A 25,868-nucleotide genomic window follows, 5' to 3' on the forward strand; every position below is an offset into this window, starting at 1 on the left:
AAAATGACTCGTATAAATAAAAGCATACTTTGCATGCTCATCTTCGGCATTTCAGCCTCATTATCTGCGGCCACTAAAAACGACTTTGACCTCACTGGCAGCCTCATTCCTATCGATGAAATACTACAAGGCGGCCCACCTAGAGATGGTATTCCCTCCATTGATAAGCCGGTGTTTGTCAGTGCTAGCCAAGCCAAATTTATGCAACCAAAGGATCGTGTCATTGGCATCACTGTCAATGGTGAAAGTCGTGCCTACCCTATTAATATTTTGAACTGGCATGAAATCGTTAATGACACCATCCAAGGCAGGCCCGTGTCAGTGACCTACTGCCCACTTTGCGGCACAGGTATAGTTTATGAAGGGAATCAGGGCGGCCGCACACTAAAGCTTGGTGTATCAGGTCTTTTGTATAACAGTGACGTGCTGCTATATGACCGCCAAACCGAAACACTTTGGTCACAGATTTTATCCAAAGGCATCAGTGGGCCACTTAAAGGACAGAAGCTCACCATGATCGAGTCTTCACAAACTCGCTGGTCAAAATGGCTAAAGCAACACCCTAATACCAAAGTCCTTTCTACCCAAACGGGCTACTCCCGCGACTATCGTAGTTCGCCTTATGGCAACTATGACAACAACACTAACCTGTACTTCCCAGTCAGCCGTGAAAGCCGTCGTTACCATCCAAAAGAGCGTGTGCTAGGGATTACTATTAACGGTAAAACCAAAGCCTACCCTTTTAAAGAGCTCGCAAAACTTGGGACGACACAACTTAAAGACACCTTCCAAGGCCAAGCCTTAACCATCAACTTTGATGTACCCAATCGTGATGGGAATATAAGAGATGCCGCAGGAAGACCTGTCGAGTTAGTCAATGGCTTCTGGTTTGCGTGGTACGCATTTCACCAACAGACTGCTGTGTTTACCGTTAAATAAATGGACTGACTCGCGATAGCCTCCATTCATGACAGGTTCACGTCAGCTTGCTGTGAAATGATGAGATTTGCTCATTGCTTATTACAAGCAGTGAGCAACTTTTTATAAGGATGGAGGATATCAATATGAAGGCACCTGCTTTCAAGAAAATCGCTGCTGGCGTATTACTTAGTGTTGGCCTAGTGGGCAACAGTTTCGCAGCAGAATGTATCGCCCCTGCAAGTCCAGGCGGCGGTTGGGATTTCACTTGCCGTATTATCGGTAAAATCATGTACGAAATTGGCGCAGTTGATAAGCCAATTCAAGTCACCAATATGGCTGGTGCTGGTGGTGGTTTAGCTTATAACCACGTAGTTGCAGAGCGAAATGATGATGTAGATGTATTTATTGCAGCCTCTTCTGCAACGGCAACTCGCCTTGCTCAAAACGCATATGCAGGTAAGACAGCTGATCAAGTACGTTTTGTAGGCGCTATCGGTGCTGATCCAGGCGTTATCGTTGTTGCAGATGACAGCCCATACAAAAACCTTAAAGATCTATTAGACGCAATCATAAAAGACCCTAAGTCAGTTACCTTTGCAGGTGGTTCAGCGGTTGGTGGGTTTGATCACCTTAAGCCTTTGATGCTACTTCAACGTGCAGGCTTCACTGACGTTACTAAAGTAAAATACATCGGTGTTAACAACGGTGGTGATGCAATCACTCAAACAATCGGTGGTTTCACTCAAGCAATGACAGGCGACATGTCTGAAGTTGTTGGCTTCCTTAAAACTGGAAAAGTACGTGCTATCGCAGTACTAACAGAAGAGCGTGTACCTGGTTTTGAAGACGTACCAACTGCTAAAGAGCAGGGCTATGATGTTGTAGCAGTTAACTGGCGTGGTATGTACGTACCTAAAGGTGTAAGCGACGAAGTCTTCAACATGTGGGCAGAGCGTCTACAGAAAGTTGCTGACAGTAAGCAGTGGGCAGAAGCAATGACTGCAAACGGCCTAGCACCCTTCACTAAGGTCGGTGATGACTTCCAAGAGTACGTAACTAACGTAGTTAAAGAAATCAACACAATGTCTAAAGATATTGGAGTTATTAAGTAATGATGAGTGACCGTATTTTCGGTCTGATCGTACTATTTGTGGCACTGGCGTATATCGTCGGTGCCACTCAAATTCAGACTAGCTTCCTTTCTGATCCTGTAGGCTCCAAGACATTCCCAATGATGATTGGTGCGATTGCAGGACTGTGTGGCTTAGTCATGATGATTCGTCCAGATCCAGACCCAGAGTGGCCAGCAGGCCGCACATTTTTCGCACTGCTTATCGCTGTTGCGGTGTTAGTTGCTTATGCATTTGCCCTTAAACCGTTTGGGTTTATTTTCCCGACAGCGGTTGCAGCAGGCGTGCTTAGCTACCAACTTTCACCCCGTGCAGGTCCAGCAGCATTATCAGGAGTAGGCTTGTCCGTTGGTCTATTTATCGTATTTAAATTTGCTTTAGGGCTGGGTCTTATCCCATTTCCTGAAGGATTCTTAGGTTAAGGAGGAACATCATGGATATTATTGATAATTTAATTCTCGGGTTTTCCGTTGCCTTAACGCCTTTCACGCTATTTCTTGCCGTTGTTGGTTGTTTTCTAGGAACAATCATTGGTGCCTTACCAGGTCTTGGCCCGTCAAATGGTGTCGCTATTCTTATCCCTATTACGTTTAGTTTGGGACTAGATGCGACCTCGGCCTTAGTACTAATGACGTCGGTTTATTACGGTGCCATGTACGGTGGACGTATTAGCTCTATCTTGCTCAATATCCCAGGTGATGAACCCGCGCTCATGACCACCTTAGACGGCTATCCCATGGCCAAACAGGGCCGTGCAGGTGAAGCACTCGTACTATCAGGTGTTGCGTCATTCGTTGGTGCTTTTTTAGCAACACTAGGATTAATCCTACTAGCGCCTGTATTAGCAGAAGTGGCTTACTCCTTTGGCCCTGCTGAATACTTTGCACTGTACCTACTTGCCTTCTGTACGCTGGGTGGCATGTCATCAAACAACCAAGCGAAGTCAGCATTAGCCGCTTGTTTAGGTTTGGGTATTTCCATGATTGGTGTGGACAACTCATCAGGCATGGAGCGTTTCACAGGTGGCAACTTGCACCTTATGGACGGCATCGACTTCTTAGTCGCTATCGTTGGTTTATTCGCGATTGCAGAAGTGTTCTTCTTTATCGAAAGTCATGGTAAGTCATCTTCCATCGGTATCAAGCTTGAAAAAGTGGTCATCCCTTGGAAATCCATTATGGAAACAAAATGGGTCATGCTACGTTCTAGCCTGCTTGGATTTGTTGCCGGTGTTCTTCCCGGTGCAGGTGCTTCACTCGGTAGCTTCATGGCTTACATGTCAGAGAAAGCGATTGCTGGTGAAAAAGGTGGATTTGGTACAGGTGTGCCTAAAGGTGTTGCTGCACCAGAAGCTGGAAACAATGCTGCTGCAGGTGGTGCGTTAGTACCGATGCTGACGCTAGGTGTTCCAGGTTCAGGTACGACTGCTGTACTACTTGCGCTACTAATGACACTCAACATTACCCCAGGACCGACGCTATTTGCTGAAAGACCTGAAGTGGTTTGGGGGCTTATTGCTTCACTATTGATAGCCAACGTCGTGTTGCTGTTAATGAACGTGCCAATGGTTAAGATCTTCGTTCGTGTACTTCAAGTACCACCATGGATCTTATTACCAGGTGTAACTATGGTGTCATTCGTGGGTATTTACTCACTGTCTGGTAGCTACTTCGACCTACTATTGATGGTTGGTTTCGGTATCCTTGGTTATGCACTACGTAAGCTAGACATCCCAACAGTACCAGTCATTTTAGGTATTTTGTTAGGAAGCAATATGGAAGACGCACTGCGTCGTGCCATGGTGATTGCAGATGGTGAGTTCACTTACCTATTCTCTTCACCGATTGCGATTGGTTTATGGATTGCTGCGATCGTAGGATTTGTTGCGCCAATGTTCCTTCGTAACATCTTGAAGAAGCCACAACGTATTACTGATTAAACGCTCCATCTCGTAAGAATTTGGGTGCTCGCCTTTGAGCACCTTTTTTCTTATCCCTTCATTAGCTCTGGTAGACTGAATCTATGAGAATTCTACTAGTTGAAGATACTCCCGACTTAGCCGAAGCAATTATCGAACGACTTCGTGTTGATGGTCATGCTGTTGATTGGATGCCCGACGGCGAGCAAGCCAATAAACTATTAACCTACGAAAGTTATAGCCTAGTGATACTCGACCTTGGCTTACCCAAACTCGATGGCATGAGCGTCCTCAAGCTCATTCGTTTACGCAAAGACACCACGCCCGTTTTAGTACTCACTGCCCGCTCAGGTATTAGTGACCGTGTTGATACCTTAGACCTTGGCGCTGATGATTACCTCGTCAAACCCGTTGACCTACGTGAACTGTCTGCCCGTTGCCGTGCTTTAATTCGACGTAATATGGGTGAATTTTCGAGTATTGTGGAATACGGCAACCTCAGTTTTGACCGTGCTGCAGCCAAGGTTCAAGTCAGTGATATCTTTATAGAATTACCCCGACGTGAGCTGAGCATTCTCAGTTTATTGTTAAGCCATCAAGGCCGTACCCTTAGCAAAGCCCAAATAGCCACCGAGCTTAGTTCCTTCGATACTATCGAGGAAATGCCAAGCGATAACGCTATCGAATCTTACATCGCTCGGTTAAGAAAAAAACTGTCAACCAGCAACGTACGCATCAAAACGCTACGCGGCATAGGATACCTGCTGTATGTTGAAAAATAGCGGCTCACTACGCGTACGGCTCGCCATACTATTTGGGTTGGTCCTACTTGGCGGCGGCTTATTGGTTCTGCTGACCACCAGCAACTTTGCCAAACAAGCAGCAGATGAAGCCTATGACAAACTACTCGCCAGTGCCGGCTTCACCGCTATGGAAAGTCTTAGCGTAATAGAAGAAGAGATTAACTTTGACCTTCCCTACGCGTCACTAGACACCCTCTCGTTATCTCAAGATGACCGCGTTGTCTACCGACTCAAAAGCGAGAACAAAGGCCTGCTAACGGGCTACGACAAAATACCTGAACCAAACGGTTTTGATATGTCGGCTGACTTTAGTCAAGGTAAGCCTCACTTCTTTACAGCCAACTACCAAGACGAGCCGTTTCGATTTATCGTACTTGAGCGACTACTTGTTGAGTCAGGTGTGCAAGAAAAAGTTTGGCTACAAATGGGACAAAGCAGCCTTGCCAGAAGCGAACTCGCTCGCGATCTCACCTTAAAATCGTTAGTTGGCATTTTGGGGCTGATTACTTTAGGACTGCTGTTTGTATGGCTAGCTGCGGGTTGGTCACTCAATCCACTGCTTAAAGTGGAACAAGAACTCCTACAACGTCAGCCGACTGAACTTAAACCGCTGATAACCGAAGTACCTAGTGAAGCGACTCACTTGGTTGAAGCCATCAACCGATTTATGGCCAGACTGCAACGCAACCAAGATCGTAATCACGCCTTCATTGCGGAAGCAGCACACCAACTACGAACACCACTCGCTAGCTTACAAGCACAAGCAGAACTAGCCGCTGACGAAACCAATCCTGACCAGTTCCGTCAGCGTGCCGAACGCATTCTTCGAAACGCTCAGGAAACAAATAGTCGCATCAACCAATTACTCAGTTATGCCACGCTAGACCATCGAGTGGACGTACTCATACCCAAGCCAGAAGTGCTCGAAAACATCGTTGCTAAGTGCCTCGCAGACATGGCACCGATCGCTATTACTAAAGGTGTGGAGTTAAATTTTGATAATGATATTGGGCCAGTAAAAGTGACCGCTGACCCTGAAGCCATCCGCGAAATTCTACGCAACCTAGTGGATAACGCCTTAAAATACGGACAAGCAAATGCCAGCAAAGCCGAAGTACACGTTGGTTTACAATACGCAGAAGACAAAAACTGGGTAGTACTACAAGTTCGTGACTACGGCATGGGCTTACCCGAAGAGCTACTACAACAAGTTACTCGACGCTTTGGTCGTGGTGAGTTTCGCCAACAAAGTGGTAGCGGCCTCGGCCTCGCAATTGTTGAGCAAATCATGCACGGCATGGGCGGTAAGCTGGAGTTAGAAAACGGCATCAAAGGTGGTTTGAAAGCAAGGCTCTTATTACCGCTTAGCAAACCTGAGGAGTTAACAACATGAGACGTTTTTTGCGAATAACGCTATGCCCGATGCTACTGCTATTAACGATATTAAATACTCTACAAGCAGGTACTTATCCTGCAACGACGCAACCAGAGACAACCTTAAAAATCCTTTCGAGTACCGATGAACGTGTCATGAAAACACTCATCGCTGACTTTCAACAACTCTACCCTCAGGTTGCTGTTGAGTACCTTGATCGCAATACAGTCCCCCTCTTTGACTTATTTTTAGAAGAGTACCAACAAGGCACAACCGCTGATCTCATCATTAGCTCAGCCATGGACTTACAAATCAAACTGGTTAACGACGGCTATGCCGATACCCACTCCATGCAATCACTTGAATGGCTACCAGACTGGGCGCAATGGCGTAAACAAGCCTTTGGCTTTACCTACGAGCCTGCGGTCATCGTTTACAACAAACGCATGTTACAAGGCGAAGCTATCCCACAGAGTCGTTTTGAGCTTATTGAAAAGTTACGCGACCAACCTGACTTTTTTTCAAAGCGCGTGGGAACCTACGACATTACACGGAGTGGCTTCGGCTACCTGATCGCCAGTCAAGATGCTCAGCAAGCCAGCACTTGGGGACGACTCACCGAAAATCTAAGCAAAGTAAAAGTAAAGCTCTACGACAGTACTAGCGCCATGCTCAACGCCGTACAAAATAATGAGCTACTGCTTGGCTATAATGTACTAGGGTCTTATGCGTATGCCGCCAGCGAACAGTCAGATAATCTCGGTATTATCTTTCCCAGTGACTACACCCTAGTGATGTCGCGCGTTGCTTTTGTGTCAAAACGAGCAAACAACCCAGACCAAGGCCATAACTTTTTGGACTATCTACTTTCTGAACGCGGCCAACAATTACTCGCCAACAAGGCAAGACTTTACCCGATACACCCTGATATTAAAGGCAACGTGACTTACTCCGGTCTTCAACAAGCGGCGCAAAGCCGTGGCCCGTTAAAACTGATCAAACTTGGCCCTGCATTACTCACCTATCAAGACCGAATGAAGAAGCAAAACTTCTTACAAGAATGGGAAAATGTCCTGCGTTGATTACGGTTTATCAATTGAAGTGAACGTAAATCGTGTTCGCGTTAACTCACCTCATATAAACTATAAAATCTATCCCTCGGTCAAACGCAATGTCGCCTTTTTTTAAAATTAGCCTAATGCTGACCGCCGCTATTATTCTACTATCATGCGGCGGTGCGGATGCCCCAAGCCTGCTGATTGACAGCAACGACAACAAGCCACAAAAACTAACTAAAGCCAACTCCTCTGACGAACTAGAAGACAAAATAAAAGCCTCGCTAATGTCTCATTATGGACACATATCTGAGTCAGAATATTACCTAGCAAGTGCGGAAGATAACCAAAGCGCTGTTATTACTTCTTCCACCAACACACAAGAAGCGTCGGTAGATGAAGCTGACCGACTGAAAACTGACGGCGAATACCTCTATTTTAGTAAGGTTACTAGCGCTGAAATAAATATAATTAAAGCTAATGAAAATGAGCCGGAACTCGTTGGCTCATTGGCAATAGACACCGTTAATGACGGCGTAGTGTCAGGCTTATACTTACTTGAAGACCCTAAGCAGTTAATCGCGATTGCCGGTGATGGCCCGTTTAACGCATCAATTTGGGATAACTGGTTTCAGCCAAACTTCTGGAAAGAACGCAAAACTGAACTATTCACAATAGATGTAAATGACCCAACTTCACCACAGCAAACTCACAAGCTAAGTGTCGATGGACAACTTATTAGTAGCCGCAAAATAGGTAATACACTTTATCTCGCGACTCGCCATACGCCACACATAACTGACTTAATTGACTACCCTGCTGACGATAGTGACGTGGCGAGAAATCAACAGTTGATTGAATCATCATCACTCTCAAACCTGTTACCGCAGTACCAAATTAACAGCCAAGCGTCTCAGCCTTTGTTTGGCCCTAACGAGTGCTTTGTAATAGATGCTGCCACGTCAAACTACCAACAAAGTAGTGTGATTAGCTTACTAGCAATCGACTTGAGCAACCTGCAGTCAAAGCCTACGGGGCAATGTTTTTCAGGTGATACCGAAACACTGTATGCCTCAAGTGAAGCGATCTATCTTGCGACGACTCAGTACAGTTACACTGATGACGGTGACGGTCTTGTTTACGACGGCCAACCCTACACAAACATTCATAAGTTTTCACTCGCTGAGACAACACCGAGTTACACAGGGACTGGCTCTATAGCAGGTCATCTTGGTTGGCAGCAAGACTTGAAGCCATTCCGTATGAGTGAGCATGAAGGCGTATTGCGCGTCATTAGCTACGTTGGGGAACAAGCTGATAGCGAGAGCTCACCTGCGCGCTTGTATACACTCGCTGAAAGTAGCACTGACAACACACTGGAAACACTAGCGAAACTACCTAACGCGACTCGCCCAGCGCCGCTTGGAAAAGTGGGCGAACAAATTTATGCGACTCGTTTTATCGGTAAGCGCGGCTACCTTGTTACCTTCCGTATGACCGATCCGTTATACGTACTTGACCTGTCTGACCCTAGCGACCCGTTTATTGCGAGCGCACTAGAAATTGATGGTTACTCAGACTACCTACACCCTGTTGGTGAAAACTACTTACTAGGTATTGGTAAAAGTGCTGTGGCAGATACCACTGATGGTGATGGCCGTGGTGCGTGGTATCAGGGTGTAAAACTGTCATTGATCGACATTAGTAACCCTGCTGAACCGTTTGAAAAGCAAACCATCGACATTGGTAAGCGTGGCACTCAAACAGCTGTAACACGGACACATAACGCATTTACGTCGTTACAGAAAGGCGACACGCTACAAGTCGCACTACCTGTTAGTTTGCATGAGTCAGTCGATGAGCGCATTGCTCATGACTTCGGCGAACCTTGGTTTAATTACCAGTGGACGCGTGACGAACTACACCGCTTAAATATTAATACGGTAAGTGGTGAGATCACCACGTTGCCTACCGTTGTTGCTACACCGGCTAACCCTAACCCGTATTACAACTGGTCATGGCCTTATGACCGCTCTGCGATTATCGACGAGTCAGTGTACTACTTGCATGAAGACACGGTTGTTGCTTACTAATAAGCAGCTCTGCCAGGCTTCAACTACTTCTTATAAAACTGCTGCAACGGATAAAACATCTGCCCCAAATACGTCTTTGGTAGCGGTTTAGTGGTTCCGTAATCTGCTGGCCAATACTCTCTTGGTAAGTGCATTGTGTTAAACATCCAGTCAAACAAAATAGTGTGTGCTGAGTAGTTAGTATCTATCGCTGGCTTCTCTGAGCTGTGGTGCCAATGGTGGAACTGTGGCGTCACAAACACGTACTTTAGCGGGCCAAAGTTAATACCTAAATTGCAATGGATAAACACTGCTTGTAACGCTGCAAACGCGACGTAAATGTTTAGTGCTGTTTGATCTGCACCCAATAGATAGAGCGGAATCATCACCATCGCACGCTCTGAAAACACCTGTATAAAGTGACCACGAGACCCTGCTAACCAGTCTAGGTTTTCAACGGAATGATGCACTGCGTGAACAGGCCAAAGCCAACTAACCTCGTGATATAAACGATGCTCCCAATACAACACAAAGTCAGCACACAAAACGATTAAACCAACTTGTAACAGTATCGGCATCGACTGAATGGACTCTTGCACCGAGGCGCTAATCGCCCAGTCAAAGTGACTCGCGTGGTAGTTTCCGTAAAGAATAATCGCGGAAATAGCTAAGTGATTAAAGCAAAAATAGAACAGGTCTAGTCCCCACTCATCTCGCAGAATCACTTGGTTTTTGTACTTAGGAAATAGCTTCTCTGCCGTGACAAAGATAAACGCAGACCCTAGAAAGGCTAGGATCAACCAGTCGACACCTAAAGAAAGATGCATGGGCTCAACGTCGCTGACAGGTACTTTGTAACCGCCCAATAAAAAAGCCACCACCGTCAGCCCAATACCGATAGAGCCGAGCGAGCGAAACTTCTTTAGTACGAACGTGATACCGCCAAAAAATAGCGAGAAATACATGCCGTACTTCAGCACGTTTTGAAGCGTCTCAGCGTCGTAGACTTGTCTTAGCTCAGTCGTTGTTAGATAGGATGGAAAGAGGTACGCCAGCACACCGAGCAAGCTGAGCGCGCCGAGAAGTACTGAGCAGTAGCCGCTGATTTTACCTTCGCCTAGGCGAAACTGCTTGCTGCTGTCTAGCTCAACATCACGATCTTTGTATCTGTGGAACTTACTCATTTCGACCCAGCCTCTCACCACTAAACTTAGACGAATGATTCTACACAGAATAGTTAACCGCTGAATAAACGTAGGTACTAACGGTTTTAGCTTAACGAAAAGTGGCGCGATAGGTTTTATAGTTGCGCGATAAATGTTTTAATTGCGTATAAATACTTATTGCGCAACTTATTATGAACCACGCAACTATGGCGACTAAAGACAGCAATACCATCATTACTTGCCTTCAAAGCAGCGATGAAAGCCTCTCCGCGCAACAAATACTTGCGCAACTCGGTAATGGCCTACCCCTGCGCACTTTACAATACCAACTCAAAAAACTCGTGCAGCAACAAAGCATCGTACAGACAGGTAAAGGACGCGCGACTAAATACAGCTTACCTAGTCACTCATACCCAAGCATCGAACCTAGACAAGCCGACTTGGTCAATGAGTCAGACGAACCTTTCACTGTGTCTGCCGAAGCTAAACAAAGCCAAAGTTACCTGCGCCAAGCAATTAACAAACGCAAAGTGGTGGGTTACGACTACGACTTTTTAAACAGCTACCGCCCTAACGTCAGCAACTACTTAACTGACAGCGAACGCAAACACCTCAAAGACATCGGTAGTCAAAAGATAGCGCCACAGCCCGCAGGCACTTATGCCAAGCACATCATGAACCGCTTGCTCATCGACCTGTCTTGGAACTCCAGTCGACTCGAAGGTAACACCTACTCGTTGCTCGACTCGCGACGACTTATCGACTTTGGACAGATCGCTACCGGCCACAAACCGCTTGAAGCGCAAATGATCTTAAACCACAAAGACGCCATCGAGTTTTTGGTCAACTCCGCTGAAGACATAAGCTTCAATCGCTACACCCTACTCAACCTTCACGCGCTACTGGCAAACAACCTACTCGCAGACACCAAAGCCGCGGGTAGACTTCGTCACATTCCTGTTGGCATAGAGCAGTCCGCCTTCTTACCGCTGGAAGTGCCGCAGCTTATCAATAGCTACTTTGACCAACTACTCGCAACCGCTGCTGCGATTAAAGATCCATTTGAGCAGTCTCTATTTGCCATGGTGCAACTGCCTTACTTACAAGCCTTTGACGACGTGAATAAGCGCGTGTCACGACTGGCTGCGAATATCCCTCTGATCAAACACAACTACGCACCACTGTCTTTTGTTGAAGTGCCTGAGAAACTATATGTGGAAGCGACGTTGGCGGTGTATGAGTTAAACGATACGCGTTTGCTAAAAGAAGTGTTTATCTGGGCGTATGAACGCTCGGCTGAACGCTATGCAGCCGTGAGACAGTCGCTTGGAGAGCCTGACCCACTGCGTTTGCGCTATCGTGAGGCTTTAAAAACGGTGGTCAGTGAAGTGCTGAATGGAGCAATGAATCGTCAAGATGCGTTTGCGGTTGTTAAGGCTTGGAGTGAGTCACAGATAGATCCGAGCGAGGCTGGGGAGTTTCAGGCGATGGTGGAGAAAGAGCTGTTAAGTTTGCACGAGGGGAATTTTGCGCGTTATGCGGTTAGGCCTTCGGCGTTTGAGATTTGGGTGAAGGTTTGGAACAATGCTTAAATCTAGAGAAAGCCCAAGTGTTATATCGAGACGCTATACCTATTTATCGCTAGTTTCTCTAACCAGTAGTCTGGCCTCTTTGATCGATAAGCAATGGCAAAACCTCGATCAAACCATCACTCTCCCTATAATAAACGAGAAAAGGGAAAGAGGCACAACACATCGACGCATACCAATATGAGGGGGAATAAACTGAAGTATCAAATGAAGTCGGAACTAATACGACTAAGGTCAACCTAAACCACTGTAGCCTCTAAGACTAGCGAGTCCAACAACGCAGCATAGTCTTCGATCGTCTTTTCCGTCTCAAAACCTGTTACTTTCGCGGCATCATCATATCGGCGTAATTTAGCAGCATCTGCATACCAGCGGTTACACTCAAAACGCTCCTGCTCCGCAATGTTCATAAAACCACCTTGTAACTCCATACTGTATTTTGACGCAGGTGATAATAACTTGAGATAACTAATATCAACCGAGCATAAGTAACGTTTAGCACGTACATGCAATCGCACTGGCTCAACAACCGACTTAGGAAAATAATGCTTTAACCAATCAGCTGCTAAACACTCATGCAACTCATCAATCTCTTCTTCGCTTGCGGTACCTGCAAATTTAAGATGTCCGATATCATGCAATAAACAGGCCGCCACCAAACTTGGCGCAGCATTATTTTTCTGAGCTAAAGCCGCTGTTTGTAACGCATGCGAGGTTTGCGAAACCGCTTCCCCATAACTGTTATCGCCCTTATCGTTAAATAGACGAATAATCTCTTTGCTTATAGCTGTCATCACTTCTCCCTCAAGAAGTCAAAAAACTGTTTAGTTGCTATAGCCACTGACTCACTGTTATCCAAAATTTGGGTATTTTCAGGGAATACATCAACCAACGATGCTGAGCGACTAAAGCGAGCTTCTAGCTCCTCAAGAGACTCACGCCCCCTCTTAATCAAACGCTCTTTCAGTAAATGACTCGGCACTTCTATATTTATAGTGATTAACTCGGGAAACAACTCAAGCGCCCTTGGCAAGTACTCACGAGAGCCATTCACAACGACGTTCATGCCGGAGTTAATCCAAGTATTGAGCTCGGTACCAATGCCGTAATGTAATCTGTTAGCGTGCCAATGCATCACAAAGCAATTCGCTTTGCGTCGCTGAACAAACTCTTCTTCGGTTAAAGAAATGTGATTCTCATTTTGGTCACTGGCAGCACGCGTAATATAACGGTGTGCCACAATCAAGCGATCTTCTCGCTGAGCTTCCTCACGTATTGCCCGTAGAATGCTGTCCTTACCACTCCCAGACGCGCCCACGATAAAGAATACTTGCCCTTTTTTCACTTATGAATCCCCAAAGTACACACGCTCTAGATTAACGAATTGCGAGTCACGATCAGACTGGCCAAACATACAAATATTGCTACAACGAGTGATTTTATTAGCGGCTGAAAAACGATCGGTTAACAACTCAAATAACTCAGCGCGTTTGACGTCATTCTCTATATCGTTGGTGAGCGTCAAATGAAACTTGAACAGTTCCATCACGTAGGGATAGCCCCACTTTTTACGAAGCGCTACTTCCTGAAGCGTCAAACTACTATTTGGTCTTTTTTGGTAGTCCTCTTCAGTTAAAGGTGCTCTGAAATTATCAAACTCACGCACACAATTAGCTGCTAGCGTATCTAACTCGACACAAGGCTGATCTGGAACTAAAGCAATAAACTTTCCAATAGTAAGCACTTTCAAGGGCGGTATCTCAAAACTCTTTTGGTCCACAGCAAAGTCTCGAAGTGCATCAACTAGTTCAGCATGCGTTTTATTATTTAGCGAGAATGGTGCTTTAAGTGTGCCGTGAAAACAGTATGAAGCAGCTCTTGCGGTAAACTTCCAATAATCTGAGTCACTGAACCAATCAGAGCTAAGCTGTGCCAGCTCAGAACTCTCATCAGGCGCATAATAAATTGCGTATCGTGTACTCATATTGAAACCTCCATTAATAGACTTGTAGTCCCGCCACCCAAGTGCCTTTGACCAGCGGTATATCTTCAAACAGCCCGACTCTAACAAGGTCAGCACGCTTGCCTGAGACTATTTCACCGCGGTCAGACAAACCAATGGCCTTAGCTGGTCCAGCAGTCACCATACTAATCGCTTGTGGCAAACTAATATTGTCTATCACTTGGGATAAGGTAAATGCAGCAAGTAATAAACTACTTGGCACATAGTCTGACGACAAAATATCAACCAGTCCCAAGTTAGCTAGCTCACGCGCAGATACATTGCCTGAATGAGATAAACCACGAACAACATTCGGAGCACCCATCATCACCTTCAGGCCTTTCTCATATGACACACGAGCCGCTTCTTCTGTCGTTGGAAACTCCGCAACCATCATGCCTAAAGCCGCTGACTCATTCGCATGAGTAATGGTCGCATCATCGTGACTGGCTAAGGCAATTCCTCGATCACGACAGTCTGCTGAAACAATTTGACGGTGCTTATCACTATACTGCTCTGCATTCGCTAGCTGACGTTCAATAAATGCATCCATTTCAGCATCAGACAAGCTATATTTGCCTTGATAATACTCGTAATATTTATCAATTTTGACAAACTGACGTTGCCCCGGTGAGTGGTCCATCAACGATACTAGTCGCAACGCTGGTGACTCTCGGAACTGCTCCCAAAGCGTCAACAACTCTGGGTAGACTACCTCACAACGTAGATGTAATAGGTGTTCAGCTCTCAACAAACCCTGCTCACGTGCGGTATCAATCGCAGATGTCATTGACGACAACAAACCAACCCGTTGCGCGCCATCATTCACTTCACCCAGCGCAATTGCATCCAATACCGTGGTGATACCAGCCGCAACAACCTGTGCATCATGGCCTAATACCGCAGGAATAGGTGGCCACTTCACGCCCGGACGAGGTTTCATGTGGCGCTCTAAGTTGTCCGTATGTAACTCAACCAAACCAGGAATCAAATAATCACCCTGACAGTCAATTGCACCGTTTGCATCAATCATCACTTCACTGACGTCAACGATTTTTCCCGACTCAACGACGACAGTACCGTGAATTACTTCATTTCTAAGCACAATCTGTGCGTTAGTAAACACCTGTTGATTAATCACTCGTATCGTCTCCCACCGTTAAATCATAGTAGTCATCAGCAACCGCTTCACGAACTACTGAGTCATGAAAAATGCCTAAGATAGCAACACCCTGTGCTCGTTTCTCATTAATCATCTCAATCACGACATCCCTGTTTGCCTCATCCAACGAAGCCGTTGGCTCATCTAAAAGCAATAAAGGGTGATCTGAAATAAAGCCATGAGCGATATTCACACGTTGCTGCTCACCACCCGAGAACGTCGCGGGTGCTAACATCCACAAACGCTCAGGAATATTCAATCGGGTTAAAATAGAGCGGGCTTTTTCAAACGCTTCTTCTTCACCAATACCACACTCCAACAATGGATTCGCGACGATTTGCAATGTTGTTACACGCGGCACAACACGCAAAAACTGACTGACATAGCCCATGGTATTTTTACGAATATTTAAGATAGTGCGTGGACTAGCGTCACATAACTCAACCCGTTCGCCTTTATGGTGGACATAAATCTCACCACTGGCAGCGATGTAATTACCGTAGATGGTTCTAAGTAAACTACTTTTTCCCGCCCCCGATGGGCCTCGAAGCACCAAGCAGCTACCTGCTTCTAAGGAAAAGTTCACGCCCCATAGCGCAATAATTTTGGCATCACTTTGGTGATGTAATGTGAAGCTCTTTGTAAGATCTTTAACGGTCAATATGGTCATGGCTGAAGTACCGATGAAACTAATAACTGGGTGTACGGATGCTGCGGATCATCTAATACCTGATCCGTAAGCCCCGTTTCGACCACACGGCCTCGTTGCATCACCATCAAGCGATGCGCCAGCAACCGTGCTACTGCAAGATCATGTGTGACAATTATTACAGAGAGGTTATATTGACTCACTAGTTTTTTTAATAAGTCCAATAAACGCGCCTGTACCGACACATCTAAGCCACCCGTTGGCTCATCCATAAAAATCAGTTTTGGGTGTGTCACTAAATTTCTAGCAATTTGCAACCGTTGCTGCATCCCACCTGAAAAGGTTGTTGGCATATCATCAATACGATCAATATCGATCTCGACATTTTCCAACCACGTTTCCGCTTGCTGACGAATGCTGCCGTAGTTGCGCTCACCATTTTCCATTAAACGCTCACCGATATTCGCACCTGCACTGACGTTTAACCGCAGACCATCCCTTGGACTTTGATGAACTACACCCCACTCACTGCGAGTGAGTTGTCGACGTTGCGACTCTGGTAGCTCATACAGGTCTAACAAACCTTTAATATCTGAGAAATACTCAACGCGCCCTGCATCAGGTGTTAGCTGAGTTGATAAGGCTTTTAGTAATGACGTTTTACCTGAACCAGACTCACCCACTACACCCAGCACTTCACCGGGAAACAACTCAAAGTTTATCTGCTCACACGCGACATAATCGCCATAATGAACGGCCAAATCTTCGACCTTTAATAAGGCTTGTTCGATCATCGCTGGCCTCCCTGCTCGGCTTGGCGTGTTTGGCAATAATCACTATCCGCGCAAGCAAATAGGCGCTCACCATGATCATCTACCACGATTTCATCAAGGAAGGTATTATCTGCACCGCACAGCGCGCAGCTATTTTCCCAGCGTTGAACTTCAAACGGATGATCTTCAAAGTCTAAGCTCTTCACTTTGGTATAAGGCGGCACTGCATAAATACGCTTCTCACGCCCCGCACCAAATACCTGCAAGGCATGCATATTGTCCATTTTTGGATTATCAAACTTTGGAATCGGTGACGGTCGCATTACATAACGATCATTCACCATCACGGGATAATCGTAGGTATGAAGAATTGCTCCATAATGCGCGATATCCTCATACAATTTCGTATGCATAATGCCGTACTCACTCAGCGCATGCATCTTTCTCGCTTCCGTTTCTCGCGGCTCTAAAAAGCTCAGCGGGTCAGGAATCGGCACTTGGTAGATTAATATTTGGCCTTTCTGCAATGGTGTTTCCGGAATGCGGTGACGCGTTTGAATCAAGGTCGCCTCAGTTGTTTTTTCCGTGGTTGCAACACCTGTCGTACGACGGAAGAACTTACGAATACTCACTGCATTGGTAGTGTCGTCCGAGCCTTGATCGATGACTTTCAAGGTATCATCTAGACCAATCAAACTAGCCGTTAATTGAATACCACCCGTTCCCCAACCATAAGGCATAGGCATTTCACGCGAACCGAAAGGCACTTGATAACCAGGAATTGCCACCGCTTTTAACAGGCTACGACGAATCATGCGCTTAGTCTGCTCATCGAGGTAAGCAAAGTTGTAATCTGGATCGCTCATTCCGTAGTCTCTTTATTATCAGCAGAATCATTAGCTCGTAACTTACGAATCAGTTCCAACTCTGATTGAAAATCAACATAGTGCGGTAGCTTCAAGTGCTGTACAAAGCCCGATGCTTCAACGTTATCGCTATGCATCAACACAAATTCAGGATCTTGCGCAGCCGATTTTACTGGCTCACCCAGCTCTTCAGCACGCAACGCACGATCAACTAAAGCCATCGCCATCGCCTTACGCTCGCTATAGCCAAAGGTCAAACCATAACCCCGAGTAAACTGCGGTGGCTTATCCTTGCTACCTTTGAATTGATTGACCATTTCGCACTCAGTCACTTCAATCTCACCAATACAAATACTGAAACCCAGCTCTGGCGGTGTAATTTCAACCTCAACATCACCCAAACGAATCTCACCCGCAAAAGGATGGGTATGACCATAACCGCGCTGTGTGGCATAACCTAATGCCAGCAAAAAACCTTCATCACCACGCGCTAGATTTTGTAAACGCACATCACGATCAGCAGGTAACTTAATGGCTTCACGTGTGATGTCATCCACTGGAATATCATCAATAGGCTGTTCTTTTTCAATCAAGCCTTCTTGATTCAGAAGATCCATGACACGGGGAATGACTGCTTCAGATGTTTCGCTATCCATCTGTTCATTCAATATTTCCAGCTCAGCCGATAAGCCTTTATCGCTGGTATCTTGCTCAGCCACCATCAACTTAAAGTCGAGTAAGCGATGCGTGTAATCGTAGGTTGGCCCTAAAATCTGCCCACCTGGTAAGTCTTTAAATGTCGCGGAAATACGGCGTTTAATATGCATATTCGCCGTGTCAATCGGTTCTGTCGTCGCCAAGCGTGGTAGCGTTGTTCGGTAAGCCCGCAATAAGAAAATGGCTTCAACCAAATCTCCCTGCGCCTGCTTAATCGCTAGTGCCGCCAAGCTAGGGTCATAACAAGAACCCTCTGTCATCACTCGTGAAACCGATAATGATAGCTGCTGCTCTATCTGCTCAACTGTTAACTCAGCCAGCGACTGCTCACCACGACGACGCTCTGCCAGTAAGGCATGTGCTTCATCAATGGCCTTTTCTCCGCCTTTAACTGCTACGTACACTTAGTAAACCTCTATCTGTGTGGTACGCGGAAGCGCAATCACATCATTTCCATCAACAAGAATCATATCGATACCACAAGGCGCTAATACTGATAAGGCCTGACGTTGATCCAATAATGGCTCAGGCAAGCCCAGCGCTAGCTCGACATCATTCTCTATCCCTGGCCCCGTTAAACGACTCAGCTTGCCTTGAAAGCTCGTTTCAATAATAAGCGTGCAATTACCATGCGGCTGCTCTTCGGTACCCACTGAAAACAATGTTAGATCAGGAATAGCACCAATATCTGTAACTACTGCAAAGGACGCGTCCTGCGTGTTTCTAGTAACTACAGCACCTACATGAAAATCTAGATAGTCTAATAACGCGCGTTGTCTTACATCATCGTCCAACCAAAGCGATGTGCTTTGATCAACTAACGTCAGCAGTATTGACAATGTTGCGTTAGCAATTGGCAGCTCTACATCAATGCTGGGCAGTGTGACCTTAGTTCCCGGCTCAGACATGGCTTTTAAAATATGCCGGAAACACTGCTGTGAATCATGAACCGAATCTTGAAATGCGGCTTGCATGTTAGTCACTCTCTCCTCGAACCATCGTGAAAAATTCCACGCGGGTTTTGTCAGTTTCTTGGGATTGTTGTTTCTTATTACTGTGTAGGCGTTCAGCAATCGGTTGAATAACACTTTCTAACAACTTCGACTGTAGCGATGGTTGTTGCAGCAAAGCATCAAACACTGCTGCCAATTCCGCATGGCGTTTATTGCGACCAATAAGATAGCCGTGCCCTGCGGTGTCACCCAGTAAAATACTAGCGCGAGTCATAGTTGTTTCACCTAAGTTAAAACGTTGACCAGTTCCGCCAGCACGCGCTCTGACCATCGCCAAGCCTGACTCCGCAGGCCGCAACCAACGATAGTCTGGTGATTCTGCTAATGCCTCGAAAGCCGTTTCTAACTCCTCAGGTAATGCCTGAGACAACATGCTTATCCAGTGCTTTCGAGCTGCTTCGTTTTGAGATAGATCCATCTTAAATCGCCCACTTACGTAGCTGTTGTGACAATAAATCCAATAACGTCACTGTCGCAATAATCACGATCATCACCGCAGCTGTTTCTGGGAATTGGAAGCCACGAATGCTCTCCCACAAAATCACGCCGATACCACCTGCTCCGACCATGCCGACCACAGACGCTGAACGTACATTCGACTCAAAGCGGTATAGTGAGTAAGAAATCCATAACGGTAACACTTGAGGAATCACACCGTAGATAATCTCTTGCACAGGGCTTGCGCCCGTCGCTCGTATTCCCTCAACGGGTGATGGCTCGATTGCCTCAACTGCTTCTGAGAACAGCTTGGCAAGCACGCCAGTGGTATGAACAAATAAAGCCAGCACACCTGCGAATGGACCTAGCCCAACAGCGACCACAAATAGCATGGCAAATACCATCTCATTGATCGCACGCGCGGCATCCATAACTCGGCGCACTGGCTGATAAACCCACCAAGGCACCATGTTTTCTGAACACAAAATCCCTAATGGGATCGAGACCACGATCGCGAGTGCCGTACCCCAGACTGCAATCTGTAGGGTAATGATCATCTCTTTGATATAAAAATCGAGGTCTTTAAAATTAGGAGGGAAAAACTCACTGGCAAACTGCGCCATATTATCCGCATCTGTCCAGATAGCACTTGGACGCATTTCCGCGCCTTCCCACGAGAGCGCGAGCAGCGCGATAACAACGCCCCAAGCAATAAGATGGAACAACGAACGCTTGGCGCTTCGCTTAGGTAGTTCTGGCAGTGCGGTGTGTGTAATGGCAACCATGAGTTTTTCCTAAATAAGAAAGCGGGTCTCAGCACGCGCTGATCCCGCTAAGTTATTATTATGATTATTAAGACGATTTTTTCGAGATCGCTGCCATTTTCTGGTTCAGCGAATCTAGCTGTGCATCGATTTCTTTAAGCTTTGCTGCTTTTTCTTCAGCAGAGATCTTCTCGTCCTTAGCCACCTTATTGCGATCTTTGAACAAAGACAGCTGACGGATAGGCAGTAACTGGTCGTTTGATGAGTCGCGGAAAGGTGCCCAATCTAGTGCCGCAAGCTTTTCCTTTTCAGCAACAACATCATCACCTTTAACACCGTAGTTCATGATGAAGCTTTTGACCTTAGACTTGGTCTCGTCATCTAGCTTTACGCGCCATACGATAGGATCAGAAGGGATTAAAGGAGACTTCCAAAGGACTTTAAGGTTCTTTAGTTTCTCAGGATGTGTCTTCTCAAGACGAGACCAGTTCTCAGTATTGTTAGTCGCGAAATCAATCTGCTTGCTAGCAACCGCTAGCAAGTTAGTCTGGTGGTTTGAGTTAAGCACGCGCTTGAAGATACGCTTAGGATCAACGTTGTTCTTCGTCCAAACGTAGTAACTAGGCACTAAGAAACCAGATGTTGAATTTGGATCACCGTTACCGAAAGATAAATCTTTAGCATTAGCCAGAATATCTTCAACAGAGTTTAGCTTGCTGTCTTTATGAGCGACTAGCAGACTCCAGTAACCAGGGTTGCCCGTCACGTCTACTGTCTGCGCGAATATTTCACCACCAGAACGGTCAACCGCAACCATTGCCGACTTGTTACCAAACCAAGCAATATCAACTTTGTCATAGCGCATCGCTTCGATAACGCCCGCATAGTCTGGTGCGAAGAAAGGCTTCACTTCAAAGCCTGTTTTCTTCTCCATATCCTCTAGGAATGGCAGCCATACTTTTTTAAGGTTTTGCGATGACTCAGTTGAAATAATACCAAAGTTCAATGTCTTTTTAACGTGGCTATCAGCTGCTGCAGTACCTGCGAACAGCATTGTTGCTGCTAGGCCGATTACGCCTAAAAATTTTCTACGTAACATGTATCTAACTCCAAAATTAAAAATATCGAGCAAAAATAAACGCTGCCACCCCTATTAAGCGTTTGCTGCTAAGGGTTGAACAGTATTGTCAGTTGAAACCGATGTGGAACGATCATTACTTGGAAATGCATACATCTCAGAAGCAGATGTCGCACCGTATAATTTATCTAATTTTTCGGGGGTAAGCTCTGAGCTCGGGCCGTCATACACAACCACACCATCTTTGAGTGCTACCGTGCGTTTGCAATAGCGAATGGCATAATCGACTTGGTGCAATGACACTAATACCGTCATACCTTCCTTGTTTAAATCAGCCAGTGCATCCATCACCTTGCGTGCAGACTCAGGGTCTAATGACGCAATTGGCTCATCGGCTAAAACAATAGAAGGCTTCTGCACTAGGGCACGCGCAATCGCAACACGTTGTTGCTGACCACCGGATAGTGTTGATGCGCGTTGAGTCGCGGTATGCTCCATGCCTACACGCTGCAACGCTTGCATCGCTAAGTGCTTATCAGCGGTATAAAACAATCCTAGCAAGCCACGCCACTTTGGAATTCGACCTAACGACCCCATTAAAGTGTTGAGCAACACAGAGAGACGATTAACGAGGTTGAACTGCTGGAAAATGAAGCCCACTTGAGCGCGTTGTTGGCGAACATCTTTAGCGAGCTGACCAGAGGCTTGTAGTGTCTTGCCGAGTACGTCGACTTTCGCACTACTAGCCTTATCTGTCTTTAGAAGACCTGCAATAACACGCAGTAAGGTTGACTTACCTGAGCCTGATGCTCCAATAAGTGCGACCATTTCACCCTTGTTAACGGTTAGGCTAACGTCAGATAACGCGGCTTTATCAGATCGAAAATGTTTGCTAACTTGAGTAACGTTTATTGCGACAGTCATATCTACTACCCCATTTGAGTGAGCGCAGATTAGCGTTGCTATGTGATGCTTTTATTACAATAATATTTTGTTTTTATGACGATGAATTAGAAACTATATTGAGATGATTGAGGCCTCATATGTTGAGCGTATTAATTTTAATCACTACGCTATTCTTGTCGACCCGTGAGCTTTAGCTAAATTAACTCTCTATAATGAACTTTTCGCACAATTCAAGATATCAAAAAAAGACACAAACTAGCGAATACTCAATCAACAATTAACTTAATTTCAGGTTTTAGTCTTTAATGCTTTTCTTCTTATCAACAGCAAAGCTTAAAAGCCGAATTACAAGCCTTCACACCAAGAACAAGATAAACTCCACCAAACAACTAACACCACAAAGGCAAGACCATGAATGTGCTAGAACCAGAAAAAGAAAACAAAGCCGTCAACGCCTTTCAAAACCTATCACCTGACGAGATTTTAGATGCGGTAGAAAGCCAAGGTATGATGCCTGATGGCGGCTTACTCGCACTCAACAGCTACGAAAACCGCGTGTACCAAGTCGGTATAGAAGACCAGCAACCGATCATTGCTAAGTTTTACCGCCCTAGCCGCTGGGACAACGCTGCAATACAAGAAGAACATGACTTTACCCGCGCTTTGGCTGCTGACGAGTTACCCGTCGTTGCGCCCATTTATAACGATAAAGACGAAAGTATTCACCAGCATGAGGAGTTTCGTTTTTCCTTATATGAGCGTAAAGGTGGCCGTACACCTGAGCTAGACAACCCTGACCAGCTCGAAGTGATTGGCCGTTTTCTAGCGCGTATTCACTTACACGGCGAGCAAACTGACTTCGTTCACCGTCCAGAAATCGACATCAATACTTACGGTGTTGAGCCTTCGCAGTTTTTGCTCAACGAAAACAGACTTCCCCCTAGTATCGAAGCGGCTTATGCGAGTTTGATCGACGATTTACTCGGCAAGATTCGCCATCACTTTAACGCGGCTGGATCAGTCCAGTCCTTGCGTATTCACGGTGACTGTCACCCTGGGAATATTCTCTACCGAGACGATATACCGCACATTGTTGATTTTGACGACGCGCGAATGGGGCCTGCGATTCAGGATATTTGGATGTATTTATCGGGCGACCGCTTTTACAGACAAGAACGTTTGATGGATATTTTGATTGGTTACACTCAGTTTCGTGAGTTCAATGCGCGTGAGTTGCACTTGATTGAAGCGCTGCGAACGTTGCGGATGATCAACTATGCAGGATGGTTGGCGAAACGTGCTGATGACCCAGCATTCCAACTGGCATTCCCGTGGTTTTATACACCGCGTTATTGGGATGATCATATCTTGGCGCTTAAAGAGCAGTCTTCCGCATTGGACGAACAACCACTCATTTGGGACTAAATACGGCTATTTGACGGTTATACCTGAAAAGAAGCTTCTGGGAATTTCTCAGTAATTAACATGATCGGCTGACCGCCCGCATAGATTCTGTAAGTACGCGAGATCAGCGGCGCGTCTTCTGGAAGGTCATAATACTGAGCAATTTCACCCATCGGTTCGCGCTTGCAGGACAGTATTTCGCGGAAAGACTCGGTGCGAGATTCAAGTATCAACAGACCAATCGGTTTGCGCGTTGTCAGTAAGGCGTCGCGCATTGCTGGGCTTAGGCGCTCAGGGACTAGCACCGACTCTGCGTAAATATAGTTCTTATGACTACACTTACCTCTCAGCAAAATCTTTCGAGCAATGACCTCTGTGCCTTCATCAATATCTAGGTAAGGTATCGCTTTATTTGCAGGAATCACTTCTTCGTAAAGCTTCACAACCTTCATCGATTCAGACATTTGCGCTTCAAGTATGTCAGTCACCGTACCGTCGGTGGTGAGCAAAATACGCTGAAACGGTGACATCGCTTTTGGATCTAAACTGCTTTGACGCATAGAGTCTTGTAAATCAATGCGTAACATTCCGATACTGTGTTGCTGGTCGTTGCTGTTCACGGTTTGTTTAGTCACTTGATGCGGCTCTTTATTTAGTCCAAAACAGGAGTATATCGGTGACGCGCCAGTTAGTAACCCTCATCCTCAAGTAAGTGATGTTGGGTCGTTTTTATGTCGCCACTGGCAATGACTTTGCCCTCATCCATAATCACCAAGTAGTCTGCTAAACGACGTACCTCGGCAGGTGAATGACTGACGTATAACACGGGGATGTCTAGCTCACGGTGAAGCCGCTCCAAGAACGGTAATATTTCACGCTTGCGGCGAATATCGAGTGAGGCTAAAGGTTCGTCCATGAGTAATAGTTCAGGGCAAACGGCTAGTGCCCTAGCAATAGCAACACGTTGCTTTTCACCTCCTGAGAGGCTGTCTGGCATTCGGTTTAACAAACCTTCTATACCTAGTAATTCAACGGCTTGGTCGAGTGCCTTTTGTGCTTGTGGTTTGCCACAACGAGTCGCACCAAAGTTGAGATTCTTTATCACGGACAAGTGTTCAAACAAGCTCGCTTCTTGAAAGACGTAACCAATCGGACGTTTGTGTGTTGGTAAGTAAATCTGCTTTTCGCTGTCTTCCCAGACTTCGCCATTTACCTGCAAGTAAGCACTATTGGGTGACTCTAAACCTGCGATACAGCGTAGTAAGCTGCTTTTACCGCAACCTGAGTGGCCGTAGATGGCTGTTACGCCTGTTGCGGGTAGTTGCTCATTTACATTTAGCTCGAAGTCAGAGCGTCGTAATTTGTAAGCTAATTTGATCATGCTAGACCCGAATCCGCGCTGGCGTCTTTATCACTGTATACATCAGCAGTAACACCAAAAACGAAAACGCCAACAGTATCGCTGCCAAGCTATGTGCTTGAGCGTAGTCCAAAGCCTCCACATGGTTATAAAGCTGCACCGACACTAGTCGCGTTTTATCAGGAATATTCCCACCGATCATAAGCACCACCCCAAACTCACCCACGGTATGCGCAAAACCTAATATGCCGCCCGTTAGAAAGCCTGACTTGGCCATTGGCACAACCACCGAAAAGAAGCTATCCAAACGACTAGCACGCAAGGTGGCTGCCACTTCCAACGGTCGTCGCCCGATAGACTCAAAGGCGTTTTGCAACGGCTGCACCACAAACGGTAAGGAGTAAATACACGATGCCACGACTAACCCTGCAAAGGTAAACGGCAATGTGCCAAAACCTAAGGCTGTCGTCACTTTACCGACAGGCCCTTCTGGCCCCATAAGCACCAATAAGTAGAAGCCTAAAACAATCGGTGGTAGTACCAATGGCACGGCAATCAATGCGCTACAAAACGGCTTCCATTTGGAGCGTGTAGTCGCCAACCACCAAGCCAATGGCGTGCTGATAAATAACAGAATAAGTGTGGTGAGGCTGGCAACTTTAAAGGTTAACCAAAGTGCGCCGTAGTCAGCTGAAGTGAGAGTCACG

At 46.1% G+C, this 25,868-nt stretch carries 27 protein-coding genes; 10 read left to right on the plus strand and 17 right to left on the minus strand.

Annotated elements, in window-relative coordinates; genetic code table 11:
- The first annotated feature begins 3 nt into the window (after positions 1–3).
- From DKT75_RS09415 to DKT75_RS09450, 8 genes are all read left to right on the plus strand, one after another.
- Positions 4–939, plus strand: a complete 936-nt coding sequence (locus tag DKT75_RS09415) for a DUF3179 domain-containing protein (protein ID WP_109823176.1) — start codon at positions 4–6, stop codon at positions 937–939.
- 125 nt (positions 940–1,064) lie between these two features.
- Positions 1,065–2,033: a Bug family tripartite tricarboxylate transporter substrate binding protein gene (locus DKT75_RS09420; protein WP_109823177.1), complete on the plus strand. Its 969-nt coding sequence runs from the start codon at positions 1,065–1,067 to the stop codon at positions 2,031–2,033.
- Positions 2,033–2,473 carry a tripartite tricarboxylate transporter TctB family protein gene (locus DKT75_RS09425; protein ID WP_109823178.1) on the plus strand — a complete coding sequence of 147 codons (441 nt, stop codon included), beginning with the start codon at positions 2,033–2,035 and terminating at the stop codon, positions 2,471–2,473. Before DKT75_RS09420 ends, DKT75_RS09425 begins: the two co-directional genes overlap by 1 nt.
- Positions 2,474–2,484: 11 nt before the next feature.
- Positions 2,485–3,990 carry a tripartite tricarboxylate transporter permease gene (locus tag DKT75_RS09430; protein WP_109823179.1) on the plus strand — a complete coding sequence of 502 codons (1,506 nt, stop codon included), beginning with the start codon at positions 2,485–2,487 and terminating at the stop codon, positions 3,988–3,990.
- Between the two features lie 83 nt (positions 3,991–4,073).
- A complete protein-coding gene (locus DKT75_RS09435; RefSeq protein ID WP_109823180.1) occupies positions 4,074–4,751 on the plus strand; it encodes a response regulator transcription factor in 678 nt (225 codons plus the stop codon).
- A complete protein-coding gene (locus DKT75_RS09440; RefSeq protein ID WP_109823181.1) occupies positions 4,738–6,165 on the plus strand; it encodes a sensor histidine kinase in 1,428 nt (475 codons plus the stop codon). Before DKT75_RS09435 ends, DKT75_RS09440 begins: the two co-directional genes overlap by 14 nt.
- Entirely contained in the window at positions 6,162–7,229 is a 1,068-nt protein-coding gene (locus tag DKT75_RS09445; RefSeq protein WP_109823182.1) for an ABC transporter substrate-binding protein, read from the plus strand. The genes DKT75_RS09440 and DKT75_RS09445 overlap by 4 nt, the downstream gene beginning before the upstream one ends.
- Before the next feature lie 89 nt (positions 7,230–7,318).
- Positions 7,319–9,295 (plus strand): beta-propeller domain-containing protein, encoded by a 1,977-nt coding sequence (locus tag DKT75_RS09450; protein ID WP_109823183.1) that lies wholly within the window; start codon positions 7,319–7,321, stop codon positions 9,293–9,295.
- A gap of 23 nt (positions 9,296–9,318) precedes the next feature.
- Here the strand turns inward: DKT75_RS09450 and DKT75_RS22265 are convergent, their stop codons facing one another.
- On the minus strand, positions 9,319–10,458 hold the full coding sequence (locus DKT75_RS22265) for a sterol desaturase family protein (RefSeq protein ID WP_109823184.1): 1,140 nt from the start codon (positions 10,456–10,458) through the stop codon (positions 9,319–9,321).
- Positions 10,459–10,631: 173 nt separating this feature from the next.
- Between DKT75_RS22265 and DKT75_RS09460 the strand changes: the two genes are divergently transcribed.
- A complete protein-coding gene (locus tag DKT75_RS09460; RefSeq protein ID WP_211665319.1) occupies positions 10,632–12,032 on the plus strand; it encodes a Fic family protein in 1,401 nt (466 codons plus the stop codon).
- A 236-nt stretch (positions 12,033–12,268) separates the two neighbouring features.
- Here the strand turns inward: DKT75_RS09460 and DKT75_RS09465 are convergent, their stop codons facing one another.
- From DKT75_RS09465 to phnC, 13 genes are all read right to left on the minus strand, one after another.
- Positions 12,269–12,823 carry an HD domain-containing protein gene (locus DKT75_RS09465; protein ID WP_109823186.1) on the minus strand — a complete coding sequence of 185 codons (555 nt, stop codon included), beginning with the start codon at positions 12,821–12,823 and terminating at the stop codon, positions 12,269–12,271.
- A complete protein-coding gene (phnN, locus tag DKT75_RS09470; RefSeq protein ID WP_109823187.1) occupies positions 12,823–13,374 on the minus strand; it encodes a phosphonate metabolism protein/1,5-bisphosphokinase (PRPP-forming) PhnN in 552 nt (183 codons plus the stop codon). The genes DKT75_RS09465 and phnN overlap by 1 nt, the downstream gene beginning before the upstream one ends.
- Positions 13,375–14,013, minus strand: coding sequence for a DUF1045 domain-containing protein (locus tag DKT75_RS09475; protein WP_109823188.1), 639 nt, complete (start codon positions 14,011–14,013; stop codon positions 13,375–13,377).
- A gap of 13 nt (positions 14,014–14,026) precedes the next feature.
- On the minus strand, positions 14,027–15,172 hold the full coding sequence (locus tag DKT75_RS09480) for an alpha-D-ribose 1-methylphosphonate 5-triphosphate diphosphatase (RefSeq protein WP_109823189.1): 1,146 nt from the start codon (positions 15,170–15,172) through the stop codon (positions 14,027–14,029).
- The gene (gene phnL / locus DKT75_RS09485; RefSeq protein ID WP_109823190.1) at positions 15,165–15,863 is read right to left on the minus strand and encodes a phosphonate C-P lyase system protein PhnL; all 699 of its coding nucleotides are present in this window, start codon (positions 15,861–15,863) and stop codon (positions 15,165–15,167) included. Before phnL ends, DKT75_RS09480 begins: the two co-directional genes overlap by 8 nt.
- Positions 15,860–16,636: a phosphonate C-P lyase system protein PhnK gene (gene phnK, locus DKT75_RS09490; protein ID WP_109823191.1), complete on the minus strand. Its 777-nt coding sequence runs from the start codon at positions 16,634–16,636 to the stop codon at positions 15,860–15,862. The genes phnL and phnK overlap by 4 nt, the downstream gene beginning before the upstream one ends.
- Positions 16,633–17,481 carry an alpha-D-ribose 1-methylphosphonate 5-phosphate C-P-lyase PhnJ gene (locus DKT75_RS09495; RefSeq protein ID WP_109823192.1) on the minus strand — a complete coding sequence of 283 codons (849 nt, stop codon included), beginning with the start codon at positions 17,479–17,481 and terminating at the stop codon, positions 16,633–16,635. The genes phnK and DKT75_RS09495 overlap by 4 nt, the downstream gene beginning before the upstream one ends.
- Positions 17,478–18,602 carry a carbon-phosphorus lyase complex subunit gene (locus DKT75_RS09500; protein WP_109823193.1) on the minus strand — a complete coding sequence of 375 codons (1,125 nt, stop codon included), beginning with the start codon at positions 18,600–18,602 and terminating at the stop codon, positions 17,478–17,480. The genes DKT75_RS09495 and DKT75_RS09500 overlap by 4 nt, the downstream gene beginning before the upstream one ends.
- A complete protein-coding gene (gene phnH / locus DKT75_RS09505) occupies positions 18,603–19,172 on the minus strand; it encodes a phosphonate C-P lyase system protein PhnH (protein ID WP_109823194.1) in 570 nt (189 codons plus the stop codon).
- Position 19,173: 1 nt separating this feature from the next.
- Positions 19,174–19,629, minus strand: coding sequence for a phosphonate C-P lyase system protein PhnG (phnG, locus tag DKT75_RS09510; RefSeq protein WP_109823195.1), 456 nt, complete (start codon positions 19,627–19,629; stop codon positions 19,174–19,176).
- A gap of 1 nt (position 19,630) precedes the next feature.
- Positions 19,631–20,434 (minus strand): phosphonate ABC transporter, permease protein PhnE, encoded by an 804-nt coding sequence (gene phnE, locus DKT75_RS09515; protein ID WP_109823196.1) that lies wholly within the window; start codon positions 20,432–20,434, stop codon positions 19,631–19,633.
- Positions 20,435–20,501: 67 nt separating this feature from the next.
- Positions 20,502–21,512 carry a phosphonate ABC transporter substrate-binding protein gene (phnD, locus tag DKT75_RS09520; RefSeq protein WP_109823197.1) on the minus strand — a complete coding sequence of 337 codons (1,011 nt, stop codon included), beginning with the start codon at positions 21,510–21,512 and terminating at the stop codon, positions 20,502–20,504.
- 54 nt (positions 21,513–21,566) lie between these two features.
- The gene (gene phnC / locus DKT75_RS09525; protein WP_109823198.1) at positions 21,567–22,415 is read right to left on the minus strand and encodes a phosphonate ABC transporter ATP-binding protein; all 849 of its coding nucleotides are present in this window, start codon (positions 22,413–22,415) and stop codon (positions 21,567–21,569) included.
- A 393-nt stretch (positions 22,416–22,808) separates the two neighbouring features.
- Between phnC and DKT75_RS09530 the strand changes: the two genes are divergently transcribed.
- Positions 22,809–23,822: a serine/threonine protein kinase gene (locus DKT75_RS09530; protein ID WP_109823199.1), complete on the plus strand. Its 1,014-nt coding sequence runs from the start codon at positions 22,809–22,811 to the stop codon at positions 23,820–23,822.
- Between the two features lie 17 nt (positions 23,823–23,839).
- Here the strand turns inward: DKT75_RS09530 and DKT75_RS09535 are convergent, their stop codons facing one another.
- The 3 genes from DKT75_RS09535 to modB are packed head-to-tail and all read right to left on the minus strand — an operon-like array spanning position 23,840 to position 25,867.
- Positions 23,840–24,436: a chorismate--pyruvate lyase family protein gene (locus tag DKT75_RS09535; protein WP_211665323.1), complete on the minus strand. Its 597-nt coding sequence runs from the start codon at positions 24,434–24,436 to the stop codon at positions 23,840–23,842.
- Between the two features lie 53 nt (positions 24,437–24,489).
- Positions 24,490–25,182 carry a molybdenum ABC transporter ATP-binding protein gene (gene modC, locus DKT75_RS09540; RefSeq protein ID WP_109823200.1) on the minus strand — a complete coding sequence of 231 codons (693 nt, stop codon included), beginning with the start codon at positions 25,180–25,182 and terminating at the stop codon, positions 24,490–24,492.
- A gap of 1 nt (position 25,183) precedes the next feature.
- A complete protein-coding gene (modB, locus tag DKT75_RS09545) occupies positions 25,184–25,867 on the minus strand; it encodes a molybdate ABC transporter permease subunit (RefSeq protein ID WP_109823201.1) in 684 nt (227 codons plus the stop codon).
- Between the last annotated feature and the right edge of the window lies 1 nt (position 25,868).

This window comes from Leucothrix arctica, from assembly GCF_003172895.1.
Lineage (GTDB): Bacteria > Pseudomonadota > Gammaproteobacteria > Thiotrichales > Thiotrichaceae > Leucothrix > Leucothrix arctica.